Genomic DNA, 13,022 nt, shown 5'->3' with positions numbered 1-13,022 from the left:
AAATAGCAAGGAACTTAAAATAAGTTCCTTGCTATTTTTATAAATTCCTGAACATAATGTCCTTCTGCATGTGTTAATTCTGTAGCATGTTTATAAGATATGTATATATTTCTATAATGTCTATCCGGCAATTCATATATCTTTATATTATCAAATGATTTTAAGAAAAGCTTTGGTCCTATAGAAATACCTATTCCTAGATCAATCATTTTCACAATTGTATTGCAGTCACTTATATACGAATGAACCTTTGGCTCTATACTGTGCTGATTAAAAAATTTCTCAACTTGATTTCTGTATGGCGCTGCTGGCATAATAATATTATTTTGATCAAAGAAATCCTTTAAAGAGCAATCTTCAGGAATTAACTTTAAGTTATTTGGTGTTGCTATAACTAACTCGTCTTCCCAAAATGGGACGGATTCACATCCGAATTCCCCGTTAATTGTAAATCCCAGGTCAATTACTTTATTAATAACCCATTCTTGTATTTCATCATAAGTCCCCTCAAATATTATAATTTCAATAAACGGATACAATTTATTAAATTCTTTCATAATTGGAGGTAATATATGTTTTTTTACACTTGTAAAGGCTCCAATCCTCAGTGTTTTAGGCAATAATTGATCATTAAAATTTGTCTCTATTAATTTACGGTTTATATTTAATATCTGACCAATATACTCATAAGCTTTAGTGCCTTGAGGAGTTAAAGTAATCGTCCGACCAGTTCTCAGGAATAAAGACGTTCCTAATTCCTTTTCTAAGCTAGAAATTGCATGGCTTACTGCAGATTGCGTCATGTTTAATTTTTCGGCAGCCTTTGTAAAACTCCCCGTTGTAATAACTGATTCAAAAATTTCATACTTAATAATACTCATGAGTTTTTTTCATCCCTTGCATTAATATTATTCATTTTATTTAATCCCATTCATTAAGTATACTAATATTAACCTACTTAAGCTAGACGAGTAATGATTATCAAATGTTATTTTACCTTAATTTAATCTGCAGATTTTTTAATTACTATGGCATTATTCAATAATTATATATAACTCAATTATTATAATTGTAAGTAACATCATTATAGAGTTATATATTGATTCAATAATCATTCTCTATCTGTATAAAACTAGCAACTAGAGTGTATAAGATTGATAATTTATTATAATCTTGACAATGTAAAGGTGGCAGAACTATGAAAAAAGTTATCTTTTTAGCTATTGGTATGTTTGCCTTGGGATTCGATGCTTATATTATTGCTGGACTGGTTCCTGGAATTAGTGATACCTATCAAAAAAGTGCATCCCAAGTTGGGCAAGCTGTAAGTATATTTACATTATGCTATGCAATATCCGCTCCACTGTTTGCCTCTCTCTTAGCAGGTAAACCTATAAAAAAAGTTCTATTGACTTCAATAATTGTATTTGGACTTGCAAATGCATTAACCGCAGTATCTCCAAACTTTTCGATATTCTTAATATCAAGGGCGATTGCTGGTGTTGGTGCTGGATTATTTTCTCCTTTAGCTGTTGCAGGCTCAACTATGTTAGTACCTGTAGAAAAGAAAGGACGCGCACTTGGCTTAACAATCGGTGGCATGAGTATGGGAACTGTATTAGGTGTTCCGATAGGTCTTTATATCGCAGACAAGTTTGATTGGCAATCAGCAATGTGGTTTGTGGTAATACTTAGTTTAATTGCTGCTATTAGTATTCTTAAGTTTCTACCACATGTTCCAGTCACTGCACCACCTGCTATGAAAGAAAGACTTGCAATGTTTTTAGATAAAAGAGTTACTATCACTGTTTTAATAACATTCTTTGCAAGTATTTCAAGTTTAGGTTTATATACCTATCTATCTCCATTATTACAAGATCTTGATAGCACAAGTGATTTAACAATTTATTTATGGGCTTGGGGATTGGGTGGATTATTTGGAAGTATAACAATTGGATATTTAATTGATTACTTCAAAAAACCAAAAACTTTAATGGCTCTTATTTTAATTATTTTAACTGTCTCAGTTGTATGTATTCCTATAATGATTAATCTAACAATTATAAAATACTTACCATTTTTCATATGGGGAGCAATGGGATGGGCATCAGGAGCACCACAGCAACATATTTTATTATCCTATCAACCTAAGCACGGAAGTGCAGCTGTGGCCCTCAATAGTTCGATAAACTATCTAGGAAGTTCCGTAGGTGCCACATTAGGTGGAGTAGTAATTTCTCTTGGAATGGGGACTATGGCTCTAATCTACTTTGCGATAATTTCTATGATTATTTCATTAGGCCTACAATTTTATAGCATGCGAAGTAATACCTTTAAAATAGCTACTACTAAAAAGGCTGTTTAAAATAAATCTATTACATTTATAAAACATAAAAATGGGCATTAATTAATCTGTATCTTTTTATAAAGAAACAAAAAGAAGACGGTTCTTTTGAAACCGTCTTCTTAAAATAATAATACCATCTATCATATAGCTAGTTATTTAATGTTTTTTTATTAGAGAATTTGATTAAACAATTTATATTTCTATCATTCCTCTCTTCTTTCATATTCATCTGAAATAATATTTTCATCCCACTATATTTATAAATTAGCACCGCTTTTTATATTAAATTCTTTATTTTATCTAGTTACCCCAAAAAAAAGTCTCTCAGATTCGTTTGTATCGACCTTTAAATACCACAACAATATAAAAACATGCAAAACAACTTAAAAGTCTATTTTAAGTTGTTAAGTCGTTTAAAAAGAATTTAACTGTTTTCAAACGGTTTTGTTAAACGATTTCTATATACTATAAGCTAATCTCTCAATTTTTCACCTTTGATTTCTTCTAAGCCTTTTTTAAATCCCATTTCTTTCGTAATATGCTTCATTTTTAATTATACTAGGCTTAAATATAAACCGACATCTTCTTCATTATTTATCAAATGATTTTCAGGTATGACCACTACTTTATTCTGCGTATTAATTTTTACTCATCTGATTACAACAATTCGTTGTACAGGTTGTCCATTTCATATAGCTGTAGCAAATACTACTCAATTAAAAGAATTTCCATATGATTGAGTGTTTCTATAAGCACTTCATTAATATATATTAAATGGTAAAAGTATTAATTTAAAACCTCTTTGGATGTTAGTCTTTAAACTTTAATTAAACCTTCATTTTCTTAGAAATTTATAAATCAGTTGAAATATTTATATCAAATTCATCTGGTATTTTAGCATCTATTTTTTTCCCATCTATTGTCATCCTTATTTTCTGTTTCGGATTTGCTGTTACCACCCAAGCATTAGGTAAATAACGATCTTCATGTGATAATGTAGAAGGTGAATTTATAACCTTTCCTCCTAAATATAGAGTAGCAGAAGAACCACCATCCATAGCCATTGCATTTATAGCACCTTTTTCATATAGAATATCTTGACACTCTTTTAACGTAGCCCCTATACTATGCGTCTGTCTACCGTCAATGACTAGAAACATAATTGTACCATCTTCTTTTTGAGCCATAATACTTCGCGGAGCAGAACCCCAACCACCGTCTCCTTCTGTAATCATTTTTTCTCCATTTACAATTAACTGTGGCATAAATCCTGCTGCTGAAACGACTTGTTTATCCAAAAGTTGTTGTGTAGAATAATTTCCTGTTATCATTTGTCCAAACTTTGTTAAGCCTGTAATAATTGTAGGGATATTTCTATCCATATTCGTATCAATAACTTTCCCATTTTCTATTACAATTCCAGTAGCAACATTTCCTCCACCCCTTCCTGTTTCATCTGCAAATCCACTTGCATTCACAGCAACAAATGCATGATTACGCTTTGCCATTACGCTAATTTTTTCTCCTCTGTTAGCGCCCTGTGTTCCTTGATGGCTAACAAGTTTAACATTGAAGGGATTGCTAATAGTAACTAAATTTCCTTCAAAAAGAAAGCGACTATCTTTGTTACTTTTTATCGTTTCTACATCAATTTCTAATGGCTGATTTTTAAATTCTTCTAACCTTTTTCCTGCTATTTTTTTATAAATATGCTCATCACTATTTGACCATTTCGGATGATTAATTCTATCTTGCAATTTATCTAGTTCCTTTTGGGATAGGAATGTATATTTCGCATATTGCGGATGCTGAGAAGTTAGTATACTCCCAGCCATTGTTATGCGAAGCTCTCGGCCATAGCTAGTACCAAATAATATGCCTATGCCAATAAGCATGAAAATAGACAATAGAAGCAAAATTCGTTTGAAGATTTTGCTGAGATGTTTCATAGTTTTATCCTCCAGCATTCATTACATTCAATAAATCCATTAAAATATTATTTATCTAAATACAAAAGTGTTTGATTTCCTCATGTCTGAATTCCCCACTATACTTTAGCAATTTAGGCAAAATACTTATTCCGAATTTCGTTTTTTTAGTGTATATTTATAAATTTAATAACGTTTTTGCAACCATGAAATAAATTACTAATCCTGTTCCGTCAACAAATGTTGTAATAAATGGACCTGAAACAACTGCAGGATCTAGTTTTAATTTTCTTAGAATTAAAGGTAAAACAGCTGCTACAAGAGAGGCCCAAATAACAATAAATAATAAAGTAATTGCTACAACTTGTGCAACATCTGTTCCAACTCCTAACATATAAGCACGAGTGAGCCCAGCTATTCCAAGTGCAAGTCCAAGAAGCATCCCTATTGCAAATTCCTTTTTCATTACACGGAAAATGTCTTTAAATTTGACCTCTCCAATACCGATTGCACGAGTAATTGTTGCTACAACCTGTGTTCCTGTATTCCCACCAGTACCTACTAATAACGGAACAAAGAAAGCAAGAGCAACTACAGTTTCAATTTCGTCTTCAAAATACTTTAATACTGTACCTGTATATGCTTCAGCAACAAAAAGAAGTAATAACCATGGTAGACGTTTTAAGAAAATACTCCAAGTGCTAGCTTCAAAGTAAGATTGATTCAATGGTTCACTTCCGCCTAACTTTTGAATATCTTCTGTAGCTTCTGCTTCCATAACATTCATTACGTCATCAAATGTTATAATACCAATCATTTTATTATTTGCTGTTGTTACAGGTATTGCTGCTAAATTATAATTCAGAAGCTTTTTTACAACTTCTTGCTGGTCAACTTCAGCTTGTACTGAAATTATCTCTTGAATCATGATAGTAGATAATATCTCGTCATCTGCTGCTAATAATAACTCATGTATGGAAACGATCCCCTCAAGATAACCATGACTATCAAGAACATAACTATAAGATATTGATTCTACATTTTCAGAATGTTCCCTAATATACTTCAATGTCATTTTTACTGACCAATTTCCTCTAACTGCAACAAAATCACTTGTGACAAGACTTCCTGCCGTTTCAGGTTTGAAAATCATCAATTTTTTTACGTTATGTTTTGTGATTTTATCTAAATACGCCATTAATTTAGCCTGTTTTTCCGGATGAACCGCTAGCAGTAAATCTACTAATTTATCAATCGGTTGTAAATTTAGTAACTTTTTAGCTTTGTTTTCAGATAAGTGAATTAAGATATTATATTTTTCTTCTGCACTCATATATTGAAGAATTTTAGAGCTTTTTAATACAGGAATCGTATTTAGCAATATGATTTGATCTTCAATTGAAAACTGTTTTACTTCTTGCGCAATATCATACGACGGATGACGTAAAATTTTCTCTGCATCCAAATTATTTTTGGTTACAAGTAATTCATTTAATAATTTCTTCATGTTAACTCCTCCTCATATTGCTAAGGGAGACTCTAGAGTTTCATGAGTGGTTTTGTTTTATTTTATCTGTCTTAAATTTTTTATTAGAGCAATAATAGTTACATTGCAATCAATTCACTATTTAGAATTACCTCCTTTTTGAATATAGACAAGATAAAACAAATAACATTAAACAGAAAAACCTTTACTCAAAAAGGAGTAAAGGTTTTTTACAATACAAATAAATGATTATTAAGACAGCTCTGCCAAAATCTCAGAGGTGCCTTTCTATCAAATCGTATACCACTCCCTCGTTGAGTTTTAGCACTGTATAGCATAGGTTTTTATAACCAGCTACATTAAGAAGGGCCTTAATCCGACCGTTCCTGTTGACCCATTGGCGTCTCTCGACATTTTTGGGCAGCAGCGTTTCTCTATACAGGAGCCTCACCTAACAAAGTTTATTGAATTACTTCAAAATTTAAACCAGAATTTAATATTTGTCAACTGACTTTCAAATCCATTCATAAAAAATCTTTTATAGAAAATGAAATTATATTTTATTATAAATTTAAAATTCTCCTTAAAAAACATAGAATTTAAATAGATTTAATTCGAAGAAACGTTATGAAACATATGAAACTTATTGTTTTCAATCAAATTCCAACTTTATAACAGAGGATGAATAATTAGTCATTCTGTATATCAAAAGAATATTCTTAACAAATCTTCTTTTATGATTAAAATCTTCTTTACGGTTTATCAAATTTATATGGTTAAACTACTTAATCAAACTATACACTAAAGTCAAAAATATGTACTTATACAGAATGATTACATACATTTTCTCATATCATTTCTCAAAGGACTATAAAGCAATAAAACAGATAAAATTAGAAATACGGTTGCTTGACAAGCAAAAAAAATATATTTATGCTTGCTACACGAAACAAATACATAAAATTTATGTTGCTTAACCTGTTAGGTGAGGCTCCTATGCAAACACAGGCTATTGCCCAAAAATGTCGAAAGACGCCAATGGGTAGAACAGGAATTGTCGGATTAAGGCTCTTCTTAAGATAGCTAAGTAATGAATTTTCATTACTTTACGTTGTATAGTGCCAAAGCTCTACTAGGGGGAGAAAAGCCTTATTTAGTCATGTCATTTTGAATCCCTCTAGTTACATACTAGGGGGATTTTTGCGTAAAAAACAGGGAGTAAGTGATAGAATCTTTCTAAACAAAAGTCATATTTAGTAATTGACGAGAACAATATTCTATTCATTAGCAAATGTAATATTATGTATTGTTTTAAATCAGGAGGATATTAAAATGAAAAAAATATTAAAACTCGATTATCTATTGCTCCTTCCTCTATTCATAACATGTACTTTAGGTATTATCATGATGTATAGTGCAAGCTCCATTGTTGCTGTTCAACATTACGGTTATAACAGTAGACATTTTGTTGATTCTCAATTAACAAAGCTACTTTTAGGAACAATTGGGTTAATAGTTTGTGCTTTACTCCCATATGAAATATGGAAAAAACGAATAGTCTCAATCTGTATTATGGTTGGAGGGATTTTTTTATTGATTATGGTTTTATGGAAAGGAAAAGTGGTAAATAATGCCCAATCATGGATCTTTGGAATACAGCCAGCTGAATTTCTTAAATTAGGAACAATACTTGTAACAGCCCGCTTTTTTGCATTAAGACAAAAACAAGCTAAAAATAACTGGAGAGGTATCGGAAAACTTTTATTCTTTTTAGCTACAATTTTTTTTCTTATCTTTAAACAACCAAATTTAGGATCTGCACTTTTAATATTAGGTATAGGTTTTAGCATATTTCTTTGCTCAGGAATAAATATAAATCTACTAATCAAAAGAACTATCATCAGTTCTATTTTGTGGTTACCTATTTTATATTTCTTGATTCAATATGGTTTGTCAGAAGTTCAAAAGACACGTATTACTACGATTTTCAATCCATTTCTTGATGCGCAAGGAAATGGATACCAGCTTGTAAATTCTTTTATTTCCATTGGCTCTGGAGGAATCACTGGTCGTGGATTTGGAAATAGCATACAAAAAACAGGTTATCTTCCGGAACCACATACAGATTTTATAATGGCAATAGTTTCTGAAGAACTAGGATTTATTGGTGTATTTATTCTATTGGTTGGAGTTTTGACTATAGTACTTCGCTCCTTAAAAATTGCACAATTATGTGTAGATCCATTCGGCAGTTTTATGGCAATTGGTATAGGATGTATGATTGGTATGCAATCTGTTGTAAATTTAGGTGGTATTACGGGACTATTTCCTCTTACAGGTACTCCATTTCCATTTGTAAGTTTTGGTGGAAGTTCTTTAATGGTCAATTTAATATCGGTAGGAATATTAATTAATATTTCAATTTTTAATAAAATTAAGTTTGATAATCATTATATATAATTTATATATTTTAATTAAAAAATTTAAAATCTGACCTCATTAATTGATCTATATTTAAAGAATTTCTAATTTATTTTAACTGTATAAATATTAATATTTATGTTCCTTTTAATACGAAAAAAGGCAGGCATAAATATATGCTTGCCTTCCGTTCTCATAATCAATTAAACCTAAAACAACGTAAGGTTAACCAAATCTAGATACTGTCTTCTACGTCCTATTTTTTACTTTTCTAAAACAATTTCTGCTATTTCATTAGCATATTTTTTAGAGTCAAATTCATCATAGTTACTTAGTACTACAACAGACAAATATTCTTTTGGAAACCGCATGAAGTATGAACGATAACCTGCCCAGCTACCTGAATGTTCCAAGTATCGACAGTTAAAACCTTCTGCAAGCCTTAGCCCAAAAGCATAATCTTCATTGTCAATAATCGTTTCCCAAGTTGGAGAAATTTTCGGACCTATTTCGCTCATTCTTTTAACAAGTTCTTTTCCACCAACGGTGCCTGTAGTTAAATTTTCTCCCCATCTTACAAGATCTTCAACATTTGTATGAACTGCTCCATCCCCTGTATGTTCCCAAGGGCTTTCATAGACCATATATGCTCCTTGTTCATTCTTTGAATACCCTCTAGCAATTGAAATAGTAGTTGGGTAGCAATCCACAATCGTTGTGTCTTTCATGTGTAAAGGATCAAAAATACGTTCCTTTGCAAACTGACGTAAAGACTTCCCGCTTACCTTCTCTACCACCAATGACAATAAAAAATATCCTGTATTGCTATACTCAAATTTTGTGCCAACAGGGAACCTTGCAATTTGATGACCATTAAGGTGTTTTAGCGATTCTTCCACAGTTAATATATCAGTAAATTTAATATTTTCTGCTTGAGCCAATTCCATATAATCAACTAGTCCACCAGTGTGATGAATTAAATATCTCAATGTTACAGGTTCAGCATATGCACCTATAGAAGGGACAAATTTTACAATTGAATCATCTAAACTCAATTTCCTCTCTTGTTCTAAGAGTAATATAGAAAATGCTGTGAATTGTTTAGAAACTGAGGCTATATTAAAAACGGTTTTGGTAGTTATGGGTAGATTTTTCTCTATAGAAGCTAAGCCAACTGCACCTTTATACGTTACTCCGCTATCAAAACTAGCAATATATGCAAAGCCAGGAACTTTTGGTGAAAACTTTTTTAATAATTGTTTAATCAATGTATGCGTCTTTTCATTATATGTATTATTCACCTCAATCACATCCCCTTCCCTTTAAATAATTAGAAATATATTATCCTGTTATCTTTTTCAATTACACATCTTACTTCAACTCAAAACAACATATTTTATATTTGACTACAATCAAGCACCTTCACACTGATTTCTTTAGTTTCTAAATTCTTCTCTTTATAGAGAGCTTTAATTTAGTGAGTACTATTATCCCCGAATTTACGAAATTACCTCTTTCAATTCTAAAATTACTCATGGCAACTTAATAGATATTTTCTAAATTGGGTCAATAACATTTAAATCAAAGATGTTATTGATCGAAATACCTATTTTACTTTTAGATTTAGAACCGATGTACTAACAAATATGAAAACTATTTACCAGTCCTTTGTAAAGATAGGTTTCAATAAAACATTCATCTACCTTAAACCTTGTTTCAAATTTAGTTATAGTCTACAAATTTTATAGTCTTCGTCTATAGTGTTTTACTTTTTCGATATGAGAATTCAAATAACCTTTTTAAACAACTTTTTTCACAAAAAAGCAGAGGCGTTCCAAATCTTTATTTTTCATTGTAGTTTCAAATGTGGGATTGGGTAGTGATGTCCTGCATCATCTGTAAGTTCCCCATTAACTTCAGCTAACTAGTTCAAGTGGGAGAGTCATGAAAGTAATCCTATATCTTTTGCCTTTTGTACTGCTTCTTCTCGATTTTTAACTCCTAGCTTCTCATAGAGATTGGAGGCGTAATTTCTTACTGTTCCGTTTGACAAGTAAAGTGTCGAAGCTATTGTTTTATAACGGCTTCCTTGTGATAATAGTTTCAAAATCTCTAATTCTCGTTTCGTCAATCCATACTCTATTCCAGCTGATCGTGATTCAAATAATCCTGTTTCTTCATTTTCTTCCCACATCCTATGGAACAAGTCATGAGTAATCATCGTGCCTCCTCGATAGACTAGACGAATTGATTCAGCTAGTTCACGCGAATCTATGGATTTCAGTACATATCCATCCGCACCATTTCGTATGATTTCTTTGGCCCTTTCTGTATTCTGGAAAGTTGACAGAATGAGTACACGAATGTCCGGCCATTTTTTCTTAATCATTTTAGTTGCATGAATCCCATCCAGATTTGGCATCTCTAAATCCATTAATACTACATCTGGTTTTAGTCTCTCGCACAATTCCAAAGCCCGTTCTCCATCTTCAGCCATTCCCACTACTTGTAAATCCTCCAGTCCACCCAAAATTGTATGAAGACTTTCTCGGATAAAAGAATGATCATCGACAATACACAGACGAATTTGTTCGTTAGCCAATTGTACTTGTTTCGGTAAAACACATGAGATTAATGTCCCTTCCCCTTTTTTGGAATAAACAATGACTCTTCCTTGTGACTGACTTACACGCTCTTTCATTGCAGTTAATCCAAAGCCATCCTTCCACTCTTCTACCCCACAGCCATTATCCTGTACATCCAATCTTATCTGTTGTGGTTCAAAATGAAGTGACACAATGATTTCTGTGGAATGCCCATGGCGAACAGCATTTGTTAGTGATTCCTGCAAGCTCCGATATAGTGTCATTTTTGATTGTTTGGAGACCATATACTCTTCCCCTATTATTCGAGTACGTACATTTACTTTTGCATGTTTCTTAAATTCCTCTGTCAATTGTTGTAGTGTGGTAGCTAAGGGAAGCGACTCTTGTGATAAATCTAATTGGTGTAAATACAGTCTTACTTCTTCCATACTGTTACGGGCCAATTGTAATAATGAATCTAGCTGCTGCTCTCCTTCTTTAGACTTTAATTCCATACGCAATGTTTCCATCCCCATAATAATTGAAGTATAGGAATGTCCCATCGTATCGTGTAAGTCTTTTGAGAGCCTATCACGTTCCTCCAGTAATGTAATCCGCTCAACTTGGGATACGTACTGTTCCAATACATGTTTCTGGTTCCGAATAATTTCACTTTGACGGTAATTAATAGCCAGTAAACGAAAGAAAGAGCCCATAGCAAAAGCTAAACTGAGTTGTAGGATGATTACCCATAAATCTGTTACTTTGGAAAATATCGCAATGAGCAACGGGAACAAAATAATTGTGATAGGACCCGACCAGCGGTAAGATTTATGAACGCTATTTGCCGCAATCATAAAAGTTGGCATTAAAAAAGCAAGATACGCTAACGGAAATAATAAAGTTAAATAGAAACAAACTCCGCCAAATAATATTATTTCAGTAAATAAATAATAGCGATAGCTGAACATTAAACAAATCCAAGGTACTGAAAATGAAACGACTTCCCAAAGGATTATAATCCAAAGTGGGACTGTCAAATGATCTTGTTGTTGGATAGTCGTTGATATCAATGATAGCCAAACAATAAAGCGCATACAAAGTAAGGCCCAATCATACCAAAACCATAGTTTTAAAGTCTTAAACAAATTATCACTCCTTTATAGCTTTAAACATGAAACGCGTGTACATTCCAATAGTTCGAACTAAGCTGTTTCCAATAAGATTATGTATCCAGATGAGAATGAAACCAGCAATCATGACAAAAATTGCTGTCTCCCATGAATTCACTACAATGCCCAATAAGTATATATTAAAATATTGAAAAAGTAAGGGGGTAACGATACATCCTAGTGGTATTACATACAGTAAAACAGCACATATAAGACTCATTATTCCAACAAAAATTTTCTGCATGAGCCAAAAAATAGCCCTCCAGTTGCTATTATTGAGGATTGTATCTATCGCTTTAATCCATTTATCTCCTTCCTCTTTTTTTCTTGGTTCCAATAAATCTATCGATATATCTGTATAAACCTTCGTTTGAATGCGTTCATACTGAACAAACGTGTGAGTTGTTTGTAGTACCCACGCTAATAAGGGAATACCCCAAAAAATAATCGTCATTACTAATGCAAATGTAATGCTGACCAGATAGAAACAAAAGTAAAAAAAACCGGATACAAAGGTAAATAACAAGAAATAAAAATCTTGCAAAGTTTTTTGAGCTGATGCTTTTATCATTAAAATCTCTCCTCCTCATTCATTGCTAATGTGTTAAAAACTACTTTTTTAATCCTAAGTATTTTTCTGTCACATACGTTAGTGTCAAAATGTCACGGTTTGTATGACATAACCATCAATACAGCCTTATTTACTCAATTTTTGTTGTTCTTTATAAACATGACAGAAGTTTACTATCGACTATGACTCGCCGCTTGTTATACTCTGTTCATACGCTAATTCTTTATGTTAAAGATAAGATTGTGTTCCCAATCTTATCTTTTTTCTTTGCAAATTTTTTGGTACAAAAAAGGAATCCTTATAATAAGGATTCCTAAAAGAAACGACGTACCCTAATCAATTTCTTAATTTAGTTCATCACACGTATAAAGTAAACTTTAATCAGCCCTCACCAATCAGTTTTTTACGGGCAACCCACCTAGCCTAACTTCTTTGTTTTCGCTGCATTTTGAGGTTGAGCTCTTATTGTCCGTTAATGTGGGATAAATTCCTTAGTTCCTCATTTTATCTAA

Annotated in this window: 8 protein-coding genes and 2 riboswitches; of the genes, 2 read left to right on the top strand and 6 right to left on the bottom strand. The window is 32.1% G+C overall.

Annotated elements, in window-relative coordinates; genetic code table 11:
* Positions 1 to 14 precede the first annotated feature (14 nt).
* Positions 15 to 881: a LysR family transcriptional regulator gene (locus tag ACTFO4_RS22910; RefSeq protein ID WP_025687816.1), complete on the bottom strand. Its 867-nt coding sequence runs from the start codon at positions 879 to 881 to the stop codon at positions 15 to 17.
* 317 nt (positions 882 to 1,198) lie between these two features.
* Here ACTFO4_RS22910 and ACTFO4_RS22905 point away from each other — a divergent pair, with 317 nt between their 5' ends.
* Positions 1,199 to 2,365, top strand: a complete 1,167-nt coding sequence (locus ACTFO4_RS22905) for an MFS transporter (protein WP_000755603.1) — start codon at positions 1,199 to 1,201, stop codon at positions 2,363 to 2,365.
* A gap of 833 nt (positions 2,366 to 3,198) precedes the next feature.
* Here the strand turns inward: ACTFO4_RS22905 and ACTFO4_RS22900 are convergent.
* The gene (locus ACTFO4_RS22900) at positions 3,199 to 4,296 is read right to left on the bottom strand and encodes a phosphodiester glycosidase family protein (RefSeq protein WP_440014428.1); all 1,098 of its coding nucleotides are present in this window, start codon (positions 4,294 to 4,296) and stop codon (positions 3,199 to 3,201) included.
* Positions 4,297 to 4,453: 157 nt separating this feature from the next.
* Positions 4,454 to 5,782 (bottom strand): magnesium transporter, encoded by a 1,329-nt coding sequence (gene mgtE / locus ACTFO4_RS22895; protein ID WP_440014429.1) that lies wholly within the window; start codon positions 5,780 to 5,782, stop codon positions 4,454 to 4,456.
* Between the two features lie 279 nt (positions 5,783 to 6,061).
* A riboswitch (M-box (ykoK) riboswitch) is annotated at positions 6,062 to 6,227 on the bottom strand.
* A 504-nt stretch (positions 6,228 to 6,731) separates the two neighbouring features.
* Positions 6,732 to 6,908: riboswitch (M-box (ykoK) riboswitch) on the top strand.
* 185 nt (positions 6,909 to 7,093) lie between these two features.
* Here mgtE and ACTFO4_RS22890 point away from each other — a divergent pair.
* On the top strand, positions 7,094 to 8,221 hold the full coding sequence (locus ACTFO4_RS22890) for an FtsW/RodA/SpoVE family cell cycle protein (RefSeq protein ID WP_440014430.1): 1,128 nt from the start codon (positions 7,094 to 7,096) through the stop codon (positions 8,219 to 8,221).
* Between the two features lie 224 nt (positions 8,222 to 8,445).
* Here the strand turns inward: ACTFO4_RS22890 and ACTFO4_RS22885 are convergent, their stop codons facing one another.
* The 3 genes from ACTFO4_RS22885 to ACTFO4_RS22875 all read right to left on the bottom strand — a co-directional run bounded on the left by ACTFO4_RS22885 (position 8,446) and on the right by ACTFO4_RS22875 (position 12,510).
* Positions 8,446 to 9,483: a serine hydrolase domain-containing protein gene (locus ACTFO4_RS22885; protein WP_440014431.1), complete on the bottom strand. Its 1,038-nt coding sequence runs from the start codon at positions 9,481 to 9,483 to the stop codon at positions 8,446 to 8,448.
* A 641-nt stretch (positions 9,484 to 10,124) separates the two neighbouring features.
* Entirely contained in the window at positions 10,125 to 11,915 is a 1,791-nt protein-coding gene (locus ACTFO4_RS22880; protein WP_440014432.1) for a response regulator, read from the bottom strand.
* Between the two features lie 4 nt (positions 11,916 to 11,919).
* Entirely contained in the window at positions 11,920 to 12,510 is a 591-nt protein-coding gene (locus tag ACTFO4_RS22875) for a sensor domain-containing protein (protein ID WP_440014433.1), read from the bottom strand.
* Between the last annotated feature and the right edge of the window lie 512 nt (positions 12,511 to 13,022).

It is taken from the genome of Bacillus cereus group sp. MYBKT14-1, from assembly GCF_051915185.1.
GTDB lineage: Bacteria > Bacillota > Bacilli > Bacillales > Bacillaceae_G > Bacillus_A > Bacillus_A cereus.
The sequence above is the reverse complement of the archived record's forward strand: the minus strand, read 5'-3'. Positions and strand labels throughout refer to the sequence as shown.

Excerpts from the sequence above, each read along its gene's own strand:
- ACTFO4_RS22910 (WP_025687816.1), bottom strand. The coding sequence starts at position 881 with ATGAGTATTATTAAGTATGAAATTTTTGAATCAGTTATTACAACGGGG.
- ACTFO4_RS22905 (WP_000755603.1), top strand. The coding sequence starts at position 1,199 with ATGAAAAAAGTTATCTTTTTAGCTATTGGTATGTTTGCCTTGGGATTC.
- ACTFO4_RS22900 (WP_440014428.1), bottom strand. The coding sequence starts at position 4,296 with ATGAAACATCTCAGCAAAATCTTCAAACGAATTTTGCTTCTATTGTCT.
- mgtE (WP_440014429.1), bottom strand. The coding sequence starts at position 5,782 with ATGAAGAAATTATTAAATGAATTACTTGTAACCAAAAATAATTTGGAT.
- ACTFO4_RS22890 (WP_440014430.1), top strand. The coding sequence starts at position 7,094 with ATGAAAAAAATATTAAAACTCGATTATCTATTGCTCCTTCCTCTATTC.
- ACTFO4_RS22875 (WP_440014433.1), bottom strand. The coding sequence starts at position 12,510 with ATGATAAAAGCATCAGCTCAAAAAACTTTGCAAGATTTTTATTTCTTG.